This is a genomic window from Methylobacillus gramineus (assembly GCF_020532675.1).
Classification (GTDB): Bacteria; Pseudomonadota; Gammaproteobacteria; order Burkholderiales; family Methylophilaceae; genus Methylobacillus; species Methylobacillus gramineus.
Genome location: NZ_JAJAVE010000001.1, coordinates 1,129,571 through 1,146,049, shown reverse-complemented (window position 1 = coordinate 1,146,049; position 16,479 = coordinate 1,129,571). Strand labels below are relative to the sequence as shown.

The window sequence follows — 16,479 nt, the reverse complement described above, 5'->3', positions numbered from 1 at the left end:
GAAACTTGCTGAAAGCAAGAGACTAAGCAAACACCGGAATACGTATGATGAGGCTGCATGACTGCTCTGGCCCACAATCTTAAAGAGCCACAGGAAGCCGCCGAGGTGATGGAGCCGACACAGCGTATCGTCAAGGTGCGCCGTGACTACAATACCTGGGTGGTGAACGAAACGCTGGAAGATTATGCCCTGCGTTTCACACCGCGCTCTTTCCGCAAGTGGTCTATATTCCGCGTTTCCAATACTGCATTTGGTGCGATCTCCTTTCTGGTACTGGAGGCTATAGGCGGCACCCTGGCGGTCAATTACGGTTTTACCAATGCGTTGTGGGCGATCATGGCGATTGCGCTGGTGATCTTTCTTACCGGTTTGCCCATTAGTTATTATGCGGCCAAGTTTGGCCTGGATATGGACCTGCTGACACGAGGGGCAGGCTTTGGTTACATAGGCTCCACCATCTCCTCGTTTGTTTACGCTTCGTTTACCTTCATCCTCTTTGCGCTTGAAGCCGCCATCATGGCGTATGCGCTGGAGTTGTATTTCAACCTGCCTCTTTATGCGGGTTACCTGGTCAGTGCACTGGTGATTGTGCCGCTCGTCACGCATGGGGTCACGCTGGTCAGCCGCATCCAGATGATTACCCAGCCTATCTGGCTATTCTTGCTGGCATTGCCTTATGTGTTCATTATCTACAAAGACCCCGGTGTGATTGACCGCCTGACCGCATTTGCCGGCAAGTCAGGATATGACAGTGAATTCAACCTGCTTATGTTTGGTACGGCGATGGCGGTGGGCATGGCGCTGATTCCGCAGATAGGGGAGCAGGTAGACTTTCTACGGTTCATGCCAGAAAAAACCCGGGAGAACCGTTTCCGTTGGCATTTCGGTGTGATCATCGCTGGGCCTGGCTGGATATTCCTTGGCATGTTGAAGATGCTGGGAGGTGCCTTGCTGGCTTACCTGGCGTTTGAGGGCATGAAATCATTGGAACAGGTGGTCAATCCCAATCAGATGTATCTGGTGGGTTTTGGCCAGGTCTTCTCCAATCCGCAAGTGGTGCTGGCGGTGACGGTGCTATTTGTCGTGATTTCCCAGATGAAGGTCAATATGACCAATGCCTACGCTGGCTCACTGGCTTGGTCCAACTTCTTTGCACGCCTGACGCATAGCCATCCTGGACGGGTAGTTTGGGTGGTGTTCAACGCCATGATCGCGATCATCCTGATGGAAATGGATGTGTTCCAGGCACTGGAGCAAGTGCTGGGTTTGTATTCCAACATCGCGATTTCCTGGATTACGGCGGTCGTGGCAGACCTTGTCATCAATAAACCGCTGGGTCTTAGCCCCAAGGGCATAGAGTTCCGCCGCGCCTATCTTTATGACATCAACCCGGTCGGGGTTGGCGCCATGGTGATTGCTTCCATATTGTCGGTCGCCGCATTTTTTGGCTTGTTCGGCATAGAGGCCGAAGCATTCTCTGCCTTTATTGCCTTGGGTACCGCCCTGGTGGTCTCTCCATTGATTGCCTGGTTGACCAAGGGCAAGTATTACATTGCGCGTAAACCGGTCAGCTATCAGCCTGTCAGCGGCGTGCAGCGGTGCAGTATCTGTGAGCGTGATTATGAGGTGGATGATATGGCGCATTGTCCAGCCTACCAGGGGGCGATTTGCTCTCTGTGCTGTTCGCTGGATGCGCGCTGCAATGATGTGTGCAAGCCGCATGGCCGTATAGAAAACCAGTGGCAAAGAGTGATGCGGCGGGTGCTGCCTGATGCCTGGACCGAGGTATTGCAGAACGGCCTTGGCCATTACCTCTTGTTGATGGCCGTCACGCTGGCCTTTCTCAGTGCATTGTTTGGCCTGATTTATTTCCATGAGTCACTGACCATGACTGGCGAGAAGGAAGCGCTGTTGCCGGAGCTGCGGCTGGGGTATCTCAAGGTGTTTGCCGCATTGGCATTTGCCAGCGGCATTATTGCGTGGTGGATTGTACTGACCTCTGAAAGCCGCCGCGTGGCACAGGAGGAGTCCAACCGGCAAACCAATCTGCTGCAGCGTGAAATCGTGTTACACCGCCAGACAGATGCTGAACTGCAACGTGCGCGGCAGGTGGCGGAGCAGGCTAACCAGGCCAAGAGCCGCTATATTACAGGTATCAGTCACGAGCTGAGGACGCCGCTCAACAGTATATTGGGCTATGCCCAGCTACTGGATAATGATCCGACCATCCCGGAAAACCGCCATCAGTCTATCCGTGTCATTCGCCGTAGTGGTGAGCACCTGTTGTCACTGATTGAAGGCACGCTTGATATTGCGCGGATTGAGGGCGGCAAGCTGACATTTGATATGCGCTTGATCCGTTTCCCCGAGTTTATCCAGCAACTGGTGAGCATGTTTGAATTGCAGGCCCGCAACAAGGGGATTGGCTTTCATTATGAACTGCGCGGTGAGCTGCCCAAGGTGGTGCGTATAGACCAGAAACGCCTGAGCCAGATACTGATTAATATTCTGGGTAACGCCGTCAAATTTACGCGCAAGGGGGGCGTTGCCTTCAAGGTCAGTTATGCGCGGGAAATGTTGAATATCAGTATCGAGGATACGGGGCCTGGAATAGATCCAGAGGAAATCGAGAATATCTTTGAGCCATTTGCGCGAGGCTCTGCTGCGGCGAACAGCAGTATAGGTGGAACCGGCCTGGGCCTGACGATCAGCAAGTTGTTGACCGAGCTGATGGGCGGACAACTCACAGTGGAGAGCACCCCCGGCCATGGCAGCCAGTTTGGTATTCGTTTGTTCCTTTCTCAGGTGCGTGTGGCTGAGGATATCCAGACTGCCTCCATGCCCATGCCGCTGGCCTATCACGGGCCACGGCGCAAAGTGCTGGTGGTGGACAATGAGCAGGTTGACCGTGAATTGCTCATCAATATCCTCCAGCCCCTGGGGTTTGAGGTGGCCGAGGCCGCCAATGGCAGGGAGTGTTTACAGGTGTATACCGAGTTCAGGCCAGATGTCATCCTCATGGATCTGGCAATGCCATTCATGGATGGTTGGGAAGCCAGCTACATGATACGCAAGGTGCATCAGTCTGATGTGCCCATCGCGATAGTCTCGGCAAATGCGTTCGACAAGGGTTTGGAAAATACTGCTGGCATTCCGGCCAGTGACTTTATCGTCAAGCCGGTGAATGTGATGGAGCTGCTGACCTGGATAGGGGAACAGCTCAAGCTGGACTGGGTGACCGAGGTGATTCAGCCGGTACTGGACTTGCCATTCGTAGAGGCGACAGAACAGATTGAGCTGGTTGTGCCGGAGCGGTCTGAGCTGGATGAGTTGAAGGCCCTGGTCAATGTGGGCTATGTACGCGGCATTTCGCGGAAATTGGACGAAATAGGCCAGGATCAGCGTTATGCCTTGTTTGTGGCCGCGATGAAGAAATTGTCACAGCAGTTTGAGCTGGATGCCATGAAAAAAATGTTGGAAGAAGTGAATGATGGAGCCTAGAAAAGAAACAGCAGTCGTCCTGATTGTGGATGATGTGCCGGATAACCTGGCGGTACTGCACGATGCACTGGATGAGTCGGGGTATATGGTGCTGGTCGCCAACAATGGTGAAGCTGCCTTGTCCCGTGCCGAAGAAGCACGGCCTGATATCATTTTGCTCGATGCGATCATGCCTGGGATTGACGGGTTTGAAGTCTGCGCCCGGCTTAAGGCCAACCTGAATACACGCCATATCCCGGTGATCTTTATGACGGGATTGACCGAGTCTGAGCACGTAGTCGCAGGGTTTGCCGTGGGGGGCACGGATTATGTCACCAAACCCATCCGTACAGTGGAAGTGCTGGCACGCATTACCACTCATCTACAGGCGTCAAAACAGATGCACCAGACCCGGGGCGCGCTGGATGCCTTTGGCCAGGCCGCGATAGCCATTTTGCCCAGCAATGGCCGGATTGTCTGGCAGACCCCCTTGGCAAGGGATTGGATGCAGCGCTATTTCAAGGAGCTGGAGTCAGATCCGCAGACTCAAACGCCGCTTGTGTTATTGAAATGGTTATCGGGATTGTCTCTGGGCAATACGGATGGCAACTCATTAGTCGTTGTCCAGGGCAGTGGTCGGCTCATATTTTCACCCGGAGACCTCAATGCTGAGGAGCAATGGATCATCCTGTTGCGAGAAGAGTCTGATGCCGCGCAGATTGAAGCGCTGATGCAGAGCTTCAGCCTGACTCAGCGTGAATCTGAAGTGCTGTACTGGGCAATCAAGGGCAAGACGAACCGCGATATCGGCGATATTTTGGGCACCAGCCCGCGCACGGTTAACAAGCATATGGAGCATGTGTTTGCCAAGCTGGGAGTGGAAACCCGTACCGCAGCCGCAGCCCTGGCAACGAGCAAGATGAGGAACTTGAAGGCAGGGTAATTACAGGATCCCTCGAATCCATTACGCGCAATGCATGGAGCTGCGGGTGTGACTCGCGCCGTTGCTATCATTGCTTCATGCTGTCTTGTTTAACCCTTTAATTTGGGTTGTTTCAATTGACTCATGTCATACCGGCATTACGTGGGAAGAGAGGTTTCGCCCTCTCAGGCTGCTTCCTCCAATAGATCATCCTCACTTTCTTCAATGACATGCACGGGTGCACTCTGGGCATTGATTTGCTGGACAGCTTCACTGATGCGGGTAATCAGGTTGACCGCTGAGAGCAGGATCAAGAGGTTTTCTCCTGTATCCGTCATCACCTTGGCAATGCCTTCTGCGGGGATGTTAACGGTGGCAAATAGCGATGAAAGAGACTCTATGTCGGCAGGCGCGATGGCGGGGATTTCGCCCAGGGCGCTGACCAGGAGGCCGAACTTCGGCATCTTGGGTCCTGCCTGCACAACCACGATCTGCTTATCGCGTTCAGGTACCTGGAAATCCACGCCTGTCAGACGTGCCAGGTTCAATACCGGCACCACGTTATCTTGATGCTTGATCATGCCTTCCAGTACCGATGCCGTATCAGGTAGGGACTTGATGCTGTCGGTTTGCATGGCTTCCACGATGTGCGATGCAGGTAAGCCCAGCCAGTGGTTACCGATATAGAACGTGGCATATTCCTCTGCATCCTGTGCCGCTGCCTGGCTGCTGGTGGGCGTGAACTGGTTGTGCTGGAACTGGCTTTCCGCCTCTATCATGGCATTGATCTCTGCTGCATTTCCCAGGGGGATAAAAATCAGTGCCGTCACATGGTTCTGGTAGTTATCTGTTTGGCCTTTATATTCACGATAGCCTGATGAAGCGCGTGCACCGACAGCGTAATAACTGCCGTCATAAAGGGCGATATCAAAAGCGGCACCACCCGGATCCAGCTTGCAGAGTTCGGGCAATACGCTGAAGGTACTGCCTACGGCGAATGAGGCAGAGGTCGAGGAGATCACGCGCAGCTTGTCGTCTACATACAGGGTGAAGCTTCCTGTGACGGGCGAGCTGTCAGCATTGCGTGGCAACGCATCAGCCAGCATGGCGGAGAATTGTGGTGTGCTGTCAAACACAATGCCTATACCCCCCACCGATTGTTGACTATCCTCATGGCGGATGGCCGCAGCATAGATATAGGTGGGTTTATTACGATAGAGCGGTGATGGCTCGAACGCGGAGACCACGTAATCCTGGGAACTACGCAGTGAAAGAGCGGATTGTGCCCAGTCTGCTTCTAAGGTTGTCCCCACTTGGTGCTGGTAGGCTGGGTTGGAAGTGGCGACAATGGTGCCGTAACGATCAAAGACCACCAGGTTGTCATAGACCGTGTAAGCGTTGTTGATATAGACCAGTACCTTGGTCATGGCAGACTTGTCCTGCGCGGTAAGCTCTGGCTTGGCCAGTAGTTTCTGAAAAGTGGCGGTCAGCGCCCACCATCTACAGTCATTGGCGCGCTCGTAAAGATTACGATCCATGATGTCCACGCCAAGTGAGGCAAAGAAGCGTGAATTTTCCAGCATGACGGATACCACGGTCTGGTATAGATCAGAAACCGTTTTTTCAATGACACTTTGGGTCTTGAACCCGGTATTGCTGATTTCCCATAAGAGCATCTTGGAGAAACTGTTTTGGTGCGGATTATTGCTGGAAGCACGCTTTTGGTGGATGTTGCCGTTCCAGACTGACTGGTTGAGTTTGCTCTGGATAGTGGCTGCCTGCTTGGGAATACCCAGCAAGGTGTGTGAAAAAAGCAGGGGGCTGCGCATGACTTTCTTTAGTAGTTTGGTATCTATGCCATCGATAATACCGGTCACATTGTCATCAAATGCATGATCAAGCGGGATCATGACGTGGCCTCTCCAGCCAGGCCCCATATAGCCTTGGTATCCCTTGGTATCCCTGGTGACGGCCAGGTATAGGCGTCCGGCAAAGCGTGAAATGGCCCAGTCCTGGCCAGGTGTTCCGTGGGATGGTTCCAGGGTGGCGCCCAGGGGGATCTGGTAATGATCGCTGCTGGCGATGACCCGGTTGTCCCGGTCCAGCAACAAGCCTACGCTCCAATCCTCATGATGGATCAGGTCATGAAATATGCCCTGCATTTCGTTCTCGAAACGGAAGCAAAGACAGAGTACTCCCAGGGCTTCATCACTGTCGTCATGGCGTACCTTGCTGGCATAGATCAGGCTGGCTGCTTGTTCAGGAACGAGGTCGCTATGGCGGAACACTTCAACATAGGGTTGTTCTGTGTGCAAGGCTTCGGTTAGCAGAGGGTCATGGCTTTTGAGAACCTGGCTGTCTTGATCCAGCTGCACCAGGATATTGCCGCGTGTATCCAGCAGGATGACATTGAAATAAACCGAGTATTTTTTGACATACTCAGCAAAGCGCTCACGCAGCAATTCACAGTCATCATCATCCGCCAGGCCTGCTGCATATTGTTCAAGGAAGTTGCTCAGGTTGTCATCCGTGGCAAGAAAGCCAATGTCCGCTGTCCGTTCAAACAGGTTGCGTACCACGATATCCACAGCTACCTGCGCCTTGGCGGTAATGGCAGTGATCGTCTTGTTCAGGGTTTCTTCGGCCAGGCTATCCAGCACGTCTGTGGTGACGTTGCCAAAGGCCTGGCGGGTCTCGCTCATATCAGTGCCGGTTCCGGAAAGCTGGCTCAAGAGCGACAGGTTATCCCAGGTACTTTGCAGTTGTTGCAAGGATTCGCGATAACGCTTGAGGCTGACCATGCTGTCTATCATATGACAGTGCTTGCTGGGGATTTGCTCGGTTGGCATGTGGTACTCACTTTCCTGGTTTTTCATACGGCACGTAGACACATCTAGCAAAACCTGTGCCTGACAGCTTTGAATGGCATAGCGGCTTCCAGAGGGTATCCCAATCTCGTTTTTGTTTTTTGCTGCCCTGAAAAAGTGCTTTTCTGCTCCGTGTCGGAAGCATGCAATGATTCAAGTGGTAGTCAATTTTACTGAACGAACGTACAATGGATTCATGAAGGTTAAACAGAAACTCGAAATATTGGCTGATGCTGCCAAATATGATGCTTCGTGCGCTTCCAGTGGCACTGAGCAGCGCAATTCGCGCAATGGAAAAGGCATAGGTTCTACCACGGGGGCTGGGATTTGCCACAGCTATGCGCCGGATGGGCGCTGTATTTCCTTGTTGAAAATATTGCTGACCAACTTTTGCCTGTTTGATTGTGTGTACTGCGTCAACCGGGTGAGCAGCAATGTGCCGCGAGCACGCTTCAGCATAGAGGAAGTGGTGCAGCTGACACTGGCGTTTTATCGCCGCAACTATATTGAGGGCCTGTTTCTGAGCTCGGGCATTATTCAAAGCCCGGATTACACCATGGAGCAAGTCGTTGAAGTGGCCCGTATTCTGCGTGAAGAGCATGATTTTCGTGGCTACATCCATTTGAAAACCATCCCGGACGCCAGCCCTGACTTGCTGGCACGTGCCGGGCGCTATGCAGACCGGCTCAGTATCAATATCGAGTTGCCAACGGCAGCAGGCTTGTCTGCATTAGCCCCGGAAAAAGATGCGGGGGCTATCCGTATTTCCATGGCAGGATTGCGCGAACGCATTGATGCCAGCAAGGACAAAACAGCCAGCGGTAAATGTCCACCCAGATTTTCCCCAGGTGGGCAAAGTACTCAGATGATTGTAGGAGCCGATGCCTCCGATGACAGGACAATACTGACCACAAGTGCTGATCTCTATGGGCAATATCGATTGCGGCGTGTGTATTACTCCGCGTTCAGCCCCATCCCGGATGCCAGTCCGATGTTACCGTTGCAATCACCACCACTTATACGCGAGCACAGGCTTTACCAGGCAGATTGGCTCATGCGGTTTTACGGGTTTGAGGCCCATGAAATCATCACGAGTGAACACGGTATGCTGGCGCTGGACATGGATCCCAAGACCGCGTGGGCCATACAGAATCGTGCCATGTTTCCGGTGGACCTGAACCGTGCCTCCAAGTCCACACTGCTACGTGTGCCAGGCCTGGGGGTACGGAATGTGCAGCGCATCTTGACGGCTCGCCGCGTGCGAGCGGTACGGCTGGATGATCTGGTGCGCATGCATGCCCCGGTTAGCCGCATGCTGCCGTTTATTCAGCTTCCAGATTATCACCCAGGGGCGACACTGGATGCCGCTAGTTTGCCTGCGCGGCTCAGGGAAGTTCCCACGGTGCCGCAGCAGCTTGGATTGTTCATGTAGGCATTGCATGCATACTGTTTATCTTGAGCATGAAACCGATATGGAGGGCTGGCGTTATGCAGCTCGCCAGCTGATTCGCCTTGAAGTTGCCCCGCAGGAGGTGAGCTGGTGTGTAAAGTCGGCGCGAGAACCGGGCATCCAGGGAGATATCTTTGCGATGCCAGATAGCCGATCTGGATCTGATTGTTCAAGTCAGGAGTGGGCGATATCGAATCATGCTGGCCGCGAGGTCGTGGGGATTAGCCAATACCATGGCAAGACTGACGTTACATCATCGACCATTTTCCCCGAGCAGTTAGCGCCTTCCACTCACGCCGATCACCTGATGGTGCCACGGCAATTCATAGAGCTTGCCCGCTCCGTGATATTGCATCAGGCCCCGGAACGGTTTTACTTGCTATACCGCGTGTTATGGCGATTGCAGCGCGAACGTGGATTGATGCGACTGGCAGGCGATGCAGATGTTGCCCGCTTGCATGCCATGACCAAATCGGTACGACGCGACATGCACAAAATGAAAGCCTTTGTCCGTTTTCGCGAGGCCATCGTGGCTGGCCAGCCACGTTACCTTGCCTGGTTTGAGCCGGAGCACCACATCATGGCGGCGATTGCACCTTTTTTCATCGGGCGTTTTGCCACCATGGACTGGACCATCATGAGCCCCAACATGGGCATGAATTGGGATGGGGACGTATTGCAGTTCCTGCCGGGAGGCAAGCTGGAGGCCCTGCCCGCAGAAGATGACAGTGAAGTGCTATGGCTGAGTTATTACCGGCATATTTTTAATCCGGCCCGGCTCAAGCTCAAGGCCATGCAAAAAGAGATGCCTAAAAAATACTGGCACAACCTGCCCGAGGCTGAGCTGATTGACTCAATGATTGCCGAGGCCGGGACACGTACCCAGGCCATGCTGCAGAGAGCACCCGAACTGCCCAGGCGAAAAATCATCGGCTATAAGCGCGGACCACAGCGACCTGATATTACTGGTGGGAATGAATAACGAGATGCAAGAGGTAATCGACGCTCGGTAAATGAGTCAGGATTTTCTGCCGGATTTGCGTGTTGATGATGCCTGTATCCGCAGCACGCAATATCCCACTCGGGTATGGGTTGGCATTTTTCGTGCTTTTGTTCGTGCAACCTGCACATTGCGAACAACGATAAGAAGCCGCCATGCACCTACCCCTGTTCCCGCTATCCGTTTTTCTCTGCCTTTACTTTATCTCTTGCCCTGCAGTGTCTGCTGAAGAGGGGGCGGCTCATGCGCAAGCGATGGATACCGTCTGGGTGGCGATTTCTGGCGCCTTGGTCTTCATGATGCAAGCAGGGTTTGCCATGCTGGAAAGCGGCATGGCACGCGCCAAGAATGCGGTGAATGTCATGATGAAGAATTACATGGATCTGGCCGTTGGGGCGCTGTTATTCTGGCTGGTGGGATATGGGCTGATGTTCGGCAGCAATCCCAGTGGATGGATAGGCATGGATCATTTCGCCTTGGCCTATGCCGATGACTGGAGTGCCAGCATGTTGTTTTTTCAGGTGATGTTTGCTGCGACGGCAGCGACCATCGTGAGCGGTGCCATGGCCGAGCGTACGAGTTTTGTTGCTTACCTGCTGGGCGCTTGCGGCATCATGGCTGTCATCTATCCGGTGTTTGGCAGTTGGGCCTGGAATGAGCATGGCTGGCTCAAGCAGATGGGATTTATTGATTTTGCCGGTTCCACTGTGGTGCATTCAGTCGGTGGATGGTGCGCGCTGGCAGGCATCATGATACTTGGTCCAAGGCTGGGCCGTTTTGGCAGTAAAGGCGAAGTGCACATGATCCCGGGGCATAACCTCAGCCTGGTAGCCATGGGTGGTTTCCTGCTTTGGTTCGGCTGGTTTGGCTTCAACGGTGGCAGCACGCTGGCGGCAGGCACCGAGATTGGCCCGATTCTGCTCAATACCCATATGGCTGGTGCCGCCGGTGCAGTAGGTGCATTGCTCACTGCCTGGGTCACGCGGCAGCCCGTCCTGATGGCTTATGTGGTCAATGGCAGCCTGGGCGGACTGGTGTCGATTACCGCAGGCTGTGCCAGCATGGATCTGCCTTACGCAATCCTTACCGGCCTGGTGGGTGGCATCGTGACCATGTTTGGTACCTGGATGCTGGAAAAGCTGCGCCTGGATGATGTAGTCGGGGCGGTGGCAGTGCATGGCTTCAGTGGTGTGTGGGGCACGATTGCTGCTGGCTTGTTCCTCAAGGGCAATATGTTTGACCTCAACCAGGTCATGGTGCAACTCATCGGTGTGGGTATCGCGTTCGTCTGGGTATTGATGAGTGCATTGCTGATGTACACCTTGCTGGCGCGTAGCATCGGTTTGCGAGTAAGCACCATGCACGAGCAGCGCGGGCTGGATATTACCGAGCATGGAGAAGTCGGCTACCCCGAGTTCAATCGCGATGCTGCTTACCAGCGCGAGCATGTCCAACAGCTTAATCGGCTCTGATCGTGGATATCGTATTACGCCGTCGGGCGGTCTTTACTGGGCTCAGGCCGTTTTTCGGCGATGAGGAACTGCTGTCTGCGGTTGCGCTATGGGAGCGGAAATATGCCGTGCAGCCAGCGTTTGCATTGAGTGGCTTCATTGCCCAATGCTGCGTGCGGCCAGAGCTCAAGTCGCAACGAGGTCCGATGCTACGCGCCGTGGTCGGCGCCCTGGACCTGCCTGCCGCCCAGCTATTGCCTGATCCTGGTAGCCAGTTGCAGGGTGCAGCGACGCTAGTACAGCGAACGACGCATCCTGGAGCGGATGATAAAACCAGTATGTTCGTGATCTTGCTGAGTACCATGCTGACCCTGGTTGATCCATCCTTGCAGGGCATCGTGCGTACGCGATTGCTGTCGCAGCTTGGCGAGCTTAAAATTGAAGGCCTGCGCAGGCAGGCGCTACATGACTGGTTGGCCGGGCATGTTTCAGCCGTGGCCTATAGCTATAGCCTTGACTTGCTGCAGATATTTATCAATCAGGCCTATGTCGAGATGTGTGAGGCACTGGGGCCGGTGAAGACGGATCAGTTGTTGGCGCAGGCAATCCGGCGGGCCGAGGTGCAAGGCGAGAGCCTGAGTTTTAGGGTGCATGATTTATTGTAGGGTGATGCTGTTGCATAGCGCTGACCAATAAAAAAGGGAGCAGATGCTCCCTTTTTAATACGATTAATCGAGTTTACTTTACGCGGTTCTTGTATTCGAGTGTACGTGTGTCGATTTCGATCTTGTCACCGATTTCACAGAACAATGGAACTGGCAGTTCAAAGCCAGTTGAAATGCGGGCCGGCTTCATGACCTTGCCTGAAGTGTCACCCTTGACGGCTGGCTCTGTGTAAGTGATTTCACGCACTAAAGAGTTTGCCAGTTCAACGGAAATTGGCTTGCCGTTGTAGAACACCACAGCACATTCCATACCGTCTTCCAGGAAGTTCAGTGCATCAACCATGGTTTCGGCTTCGATATCGTACTGATTGTATTCGCTGTCCATAAAGACATACATCGGGTCGGCGAAGTAGGAGTAAGTCACGTCCTTCTTTTCCAGTACCACAACATCAAACTTGTCATCGGCTTTATATACCGCTTCGCTCGGAGATTCGGTGAGCAGATTCTTGAATTTCATCTTGACCACGGAAGAGTTGCGGCCAGATTTGCTGTATTCGGCTTTCAGCACGACCATAGGGTCGTTACCTACCATAAATACATTGCCTACGCGAAGTTCCTGAGCTGTTTTCATGTGATGTCCTGGGACTTTAAAAGGGTGAAGTGTAAAAAGTCGCGCATTATACCTGAGATTATTGAAAATTTCTCACAAAAATAATCAGTTGAGATGCCATATCTGCTTGTTCAGCAAGGGTTAGTGCCTGCTGTATCGTGTGATTCTGGATGGCAGGCAGGGCATGGCTCAGTTGATGCCAGCTGTCTGGTGAAAGTCGGCTCTGCGCCCAGTCATGATGGAATCTGTGCCATGTCTTTGCTGCTTCAGGTTCCAGTCCTGGCAGGTAGCGCTCAAGAAAGGCTTGCAGCTTGGTGATATGGGTATCCTCAGCTTGGATGTAGGGTTGCCAGACGAAAGGTCGACCAGTCCAGATCGCACGGATCCAGCTGTCTTCACCGCGTACAAAATTGAGGTCGCACGACCACAATAGCTGGTCATATTCCACCTGGCTGAGAAAAGGCAGGATGCTGACAGTCAGCGCTCCTTGTGTGCGCTGCTCACCTGCTTGCAAGGTATCATCCTGGAAAAAACTGCGTATCAGTGGCAGCAGGCTGCTTTCCGGCACCAGGCATAACACTGGGCGGTCGTTTTCTGCCATGGACGCCAGTAGGGTGGCAATATTGGCTTGAGGGTAAGCAAAGAGCGAGACACGTAATGGTGTCTCTAGCAAGGGAACCTCATTTCCCGTTTCCGTCATTGCCTGTTGATAATGATCGCGGTGTTTGATCAGGTCGTTTTCCCGCAACAGGCCGCCGGTGAGTGTGGTGAATCCAGGGAAGAAAAAGGTTTTCTTGAGTGCTAACCTGGGGTGAGGGGATGGCTGTTGATGAAATGCCTCGACCCAGGTTTCGGCACTGAGATATTCCAGATTAATCCAGATGGGCGGCTTTGCCACCATGGCCAGAATATAGTCGTCAGGCAGTTCGCAGGCAAAGGCTTCAATCACCACTTCGGCGACGCTATCAACTGCGAAGTCGGCTGTCCAGTGCGCAATGGTGACGCCGCCCAGCGGTTGTTGTGGCAGTTCAGGGTTAATGGTGGGTAACAAGCGTTGGGCCACAATGAGATCGTCGACCCATAACCTGACATGTAACCCATGTTCATCGGCAAGTTGCCGTGCCAGTCGCCAGCAGACACCGATATCGCCAAAGTTATCTACGATGCGGCAGAAGATATCCCAGTGCTTGGGCCGCATGTCTGCTTAGTCCTCTAGCGGGGAATGATAGCTCACGTCCACTACCTCGTAGCTTTCTTCTCCGGCTGGCGCTTGCACACGCACCACATCGCCGGGTTGCTTGCCGAGCAGGGCACGTGCCAGTGGTGATATCCAGCTGATATAGCCTTTGGTTGGGTCCAGCTCATCCTGGCCGACAATACGGTAATGATGTTCGCTTTCGCGTTCCAGGGCATACAACTCTACCCAGGCACCAAAGAAGATTTTCTCCAGATCCTGCTGGGTGTTGGGATCCACAATGACTGCGATGTCCATGCGCTTCATGAGGAAGCGCAGGCGCGAATCAATCTGGCGCAACCGTTTCTTGCCGTAGATGTAATCGCCGTTTTCGCTACGGTCACCATTGCTTGCCGCCCAGGAAACATCGGTGACGACCTTGGGGCGTTCCACTTTGTACAGCTGCTCGAATTCTTCCTTGAGCCGTGCATAGCCTTCGGGGGTAATGTAATTTTTCTGGTCTGCCATAGACCCGCACGGTAGGGGGCTGCAAGCGCTCTGTCAAGCAGCGATGGCGGTTGGGATAAAATCCTGTGGCAGGGGCATTATCTTTGAGCTAAGCTCATGCTGCCCATCAAGACCATTGAATAGGCTGGGGCGATTCAATAACAAGCAATCTACAATAATTTTGAATAAGGGGGCGATGATGAATGGGGAGAATCAAACTCCGGTGGTGTTCACCGGCAAGACCAGTGAGTATTTCGGCATCTGGATCGTTAATTTATTGTTGAGTATTCTGACATTGGGCATTTATTCCGCCTGGGCCAAAGTCAGGCGCAAGAAGTATTTTTACCAGCATACGTTTATTGATGGTGTGGCATTTGATTACCATGCTTCACCAATTGCCATCCTCAAGGGACGTGCAATTGCATTTGCATTGTTTGTGCTCTATTCAGTGAGTTCTAATATTTCTCCTGCGTTTTCCGGCATATTGATCATCGCATTTATTATTTTCCTGCCATGGATCATTGTGCGTTCATTGGTGTTTAATGCGCGCAATTCCAGCCATCGTGGCTTGCGTTTTGATTTCACAGGCAAAGCCTGGCAAGCCGCCAAGCTTTATTTGTTCATGCCTTTGCTGATCATTGTCACATTCGGCCTGATTTATCCATTTATCTCGCAGCGGCGTAACCAGTTCCTGATGCAGGGACACCGGTTTGGCCTGAGCCAGATGCGTGCTGAATTCAAGGTGTCAGGGTTTTATGTGGCTTATTTGCAGGCATTTTTGCTCAGCATTGCATTGATTGGGATTGGCGGTGTTGCAACTATCTTGATTTCACAGGATGGTTTGAAGGGATTGACTACAAATAATCCCTCTGCGATCGTACCTTTCATCCTGGTCTATGTGGTGATGCTCACGATCTCATCAGCTTTCCTGCGTTCCAGACTGGTCAACATGATCTGGAATGGCACAAGTATTGACCATATCGGTTTCAAGTCTACCTTGCGCGCACGCTCCCTGGTCTGGCTGTATGTCAGCAACCTGCTTGCTATCGTGTTCTCCCTCGGCCTGCTGACACCATGGGCCCATGTACGCACCGTCAAGTATCACGCCGACAATATGGCTTTGCTGGGGGAGGTGGATTTTGATCATTTTGTGGGCGAGAAAAAAGCCGAGATCAAGTCAACCGGTGAGGAAATCGGCGAGATGTTTGATGTAGATCTGGCATTTGGTTAAGCCAGAAGGCTTGCGCGCAATGACAGTGTTCAGGGCAGATTATTTTGATGGGATTACCGCGGGCGCCAAGGTGGTCGAGGTATCCCTGCTGGATCAACACTTGCGCTTTGTGCATGGAGAGCAGGAAGAGACTTTCCTGCTAGCTGCATTGCGCCCCCAGGCAGCTGTGGGCAGTGCGCGCAGGGTCATTGAGTTACCTGATGGCGGCCGCCTGGAGACAGAGGATGTTGCGGCATTTGATCGCTTGAGGCTACCGTCTGCAGACAGGTTCTGGCGTAGGCTGCATATGCTTGAAAACCACCTGGGGTGGGTCCTGGTCTCGCTGGTATTGGCCATTCTGGCAGGCTGGGGCATGATCCGGTACGGAGTGCCCGTGCTGGCTGAACAGGTAGCCCATGCAACCCCTGTGCGCGTTGAAATTAAGCTGGGCGAGCAGGTATTGGCGGCGATGGACCATCAGTATGGCTATTTCAGGCCCAGCACCTTGACGGAACAACGTCGCGCTAGCATCGTCGCTGACCTCAAGGCCTATTGTCTCAAGCAGCCACAATGCCCGGCCTACAGGCTGGAGTTTCGTCAAGGTGGCAGCATAGGCGCCAATGCCATGGCCCTGCCTGGCGGTATCATGGTGATCACCGATGAGCTGATTGCACTTGCTCAAGGTAATCCAGCTGAGAGCAATCATGAAATTATTGCCGTGCTGGCGCATGAACTAGGGCATGTTGAACGCCGCCATGCTTTGCGGCAAACCTTGCAAGGCACTTTTTCCGGCTTGGTGCTGGTAGCGTTGACCGGAGACTTTGACTCTCTCGCAGCAGGCTTGCCCGCGGTATTGATGCAGATGAATTATTCGCGACAGATGGAAAATGAGGCGGATCAGTACGCACTGGCATCATTACAGCGGGCCTGTATTCCTCCTCAAGCGTTTGCAGGGATTTTGCAGAAGTTACAGAAACAGGCAGAGGGAGGAAATTTGCCGGAGGTACTGTCTTCGCATCCCGATACACAAGCACGTATTCAGCCCTTCGTTGACGCGGAAAAGCCAGCTTGCAAGGCTTGATCCGTTTTCGTCCCCGGTGATCCATGCGTATTGACTTTGAGTGATGGCTTTTTATCTGCCGC

The 16,479-nt window shown here is 53.2% G+C and carries 12 protein-coding genes; 8 read left to right on the top strand and 4 right to left on the bottom strand.

Annotated features, from left to right (window positions below):
• Window positions 1-57 precede the first annotated feature (57 nt).
• A complete protein-coding gene (locus LG201_RS05275) occupies window positions 58-3,501 on the top strand; it encodes a hybrid sensor histidine kinase/response regulator (RefSeq protein WP_226771115.1) in 3,444 nt (1,147 codons plus the stop codon).
• Entirely contained in the window at window positions 3,488-4,423 is a 936-nt protein-coding gene (locus tag LG201_RS05270) for a response regulator transcription factor (RefSeq protein ID WP_226771114.1), read from the top strand. Before LG201_RS05275 ends, LG201_RS05270 begins: the two co-directional genes overlap by 14 nt.
• 164 nt (window positions 4,424-4,587) lie before the next feature.
• Here LG201_RS05270 and LG201_RS05265 read toward each other — a convergent pair whose 3' ends face one another.
• The gene (locus LG201_RS05265; RefSeq protein ID WP_226771113.1) at window positions 4,588-7,251 is read right to left on the bottom strand and encodes a chemotaxis protein CheW; all 2,664 of its coding nucleotides are present in this window, start codon (window positions 7,249-7,251) and stop codon (window positions 4,588-4,590) included.
• Between the two features lie 214 nt (window positions 7,252-7,465).
• Here LG201_RS05265 and LG201_RS05260 point away from each other — a divergent pair, with 214 nt between their 5' ends.
• From LG201_RS05260 to LG201_RS05245, 4 genes are all read left to right on the top strand, one after another.
• A complete protein-coding gene (locus LG201_RS05260; RefSeq protein WP_226771112.1) occupies window positions 7,466-8,701 on the top strand; it encodes a putative DNA modification/repair radical SAM protein in 1,236 nt (411 codons plus the stop codon).
• Window positions 8,702-8,708: 7 nt separating this feature from the next.
• Window positions 8,709-9,701 (top strand): TIGR03915 family putative DNA repair protein, encoded by a 993-nt coding sequence (locus LG201_RS05255; protein WP_226771111.1) that lies wholly within the window; start codon window positions 8,709-8,711, stop codon window positions 9,699-9,701.
• 173 nt (window positions 9,702-9,874) lie between these two features.
• A complete protein-coding gene (locus LG201_RS05250; RefSeq protein WP_226771110.1) occupies window positions 9,875-11,191 on the top strand; it encodes an ammonium transporter in 1,317 nt (438 codons plus the stop codon).
• 2 nt (window positions 11,192-11,193) lie between these two features.
• Window positions 11,194-11,835 carry a hypothetical protein gene (locus tag LG201_RS05245; RefSeq protein WP_226771109.1) on the top strand — a complete coding sequence of 214 codons (642 nt, stop codon included), beginning with the start codon at window positions 11,194-11,196 and terminating at the stop codon, window positions 11,833-11,835.
• A 73-nt stretch (window positions 11,836-11,908) separates the two neighbouring features.
• On the opposite strand, the gene efp is transcribed toward LG201_RS05245, so the two are convergent.
• From efp to greB, 3 genes are read right to left on the bottom strand one after another with little or no spacing between them, the layout of a single operon-like run.
• Window positions 11,909-12,466, bottom strand: coding sequence for an elongation factor P (gene efp, locus LG201_RS05240; protein WP_226771108.1), 558 nt, complete (start codon window positions 12,464-12,466; stop codon window positions 11,909-11,911).
• A gap of 58 nt (window positions 12,467-12,524) precedes the next feature.
• Window positions 12,525-13,643 (bottom strand): elongation factor P maturation arginine rhamnosyltransferase EarP, encoded by a 1,119-nt coding sequence (gene earP, locus LG201_RS05235; protein WP_226771107.1) that lies wholly within the window; start codon window positions 13,641-13,643, stop codon window positions 12,525-12,527.
• Between the two features lie 6 nt (window positions 13,644-13,649).
• Window positions 13,650-14,147 (bottom strand): transcription elongation factor GreB, encoded by a 498-nt coding sequence (greB, locus tag LG201_RS05230; RefSeq protein WP_226771106.1) that lies wholly within the window; start codon window positions 14,145-14,147, stop codon window positions 13,650-13,652.
• Between the two features lie 178 nt (window positions 14,148-14,325).
• Here greB and LG201_RS05225 point away from each other — a divergent pair, with 178 nt between their 5' ends.
• On the top strand, window positions 14,326-15,357 hold the full coding sequence (locus tag LG201_RS05225; RefSeq protein ID WP_226771105.1) for a YjgN family protein: 1,032 nt from the start codon (window positions 14,326-14,328) through the stop codon (window positions 15,355-15,357).
• Window positions 15,358-15,376: 19 nt separating this feature from the next.
• Complete coding sequence (locus tag LG201_RS05220) at window positions 15,377-16,417, top strand: M48 family metallopeptidase (RefSeq protein ID WP_226771104.1); 1,041 nt, start codon at window positions 15,377-15,379, stop codon at window positions 16,415-16,417.
• The last annotated feature ends 62 nt before the right edge of the window (window positions 16,418-16,479 follow it).

Excerpts from the sequence above, each read along its gene's own strand:
- LG201_RS05275 (WP_226771115.1), top strand. The coding sequence starts at position 58 with ATGACTGCTCTGGCCCACAATCTTAAAGAGCCACAGGAAGCCGCCGAG.
- LG201_RS05270 (WP_226771114.1), top strand. The coding sequence starts at position 3,488 with ATGATGGAGCCTAGAAAAGAAACAGCAGTCGTCCTGATTGTGGATGAT.
- LG201_RS05265 (WP_226771113.1), bottom strand. The coding sequence starts at position 7,251 with ATGCCAACCGAGCAAATCCCCAGCAAGCACTGTCATATGATAGACAGC.
- LG201_RS05260 (WP_226771112.1), top strand. The coding sequence starts at position 7,466 with ATGAAGGTTAAACAGAAACTCGAAATATTGGCTGATGCTGCCAAATAT.
- LG201_RS05255 (WP_226771111.1), top strand. The coding sequence starts at position 8,709 with ATGCATACTGTTTATCTTGAGCATGAAACCGATATGGAGGGCTGGCGT.
- LG201_RS05250 (WP_226771110.1), top strand. The coding sequence starts at position 9,875 with ATGCACCTACCCCTGTTCCCGCTATCCGTTTTTCTCTGCCTTTACTTT.
- efp (WP_226771108.1), bottom strand. The coding sequence starts at position 12,466 with ATGAAAACAGCTCAGGAACTTCGCGTAGGCAATGTATTTATGGTAGGT.
- earP (WP_226771107.1), bottom strand. The coding sequence starts at position 13,643 with ATGCGGCCCAAGCACTGGGATATCTTCTGCCGCATCGTAGATAACTTT.
- greB (WP_226771106.1), bottom strand. The coding sequence starts at position 14,147 with ATGGCAGACCAGAAAAATTACATTACCCCCGAAGGCTATGCACGGCTC.
- LG201_RS05225 (WP_226771105.1), top strand. The coding sequence starts at position 14,326 with ATGAATGGGGAGAATCAAACTCCGGTGGTGTTCACCGGCAAGACCAGT.
- LG201_RS05220 (WP_226771104.1), top strand. The coding sequence starts at position 15,377 with ATGACAGTGTTCAGGGCAGATTATTTTGATGGGATTACCGCGGGCGCC.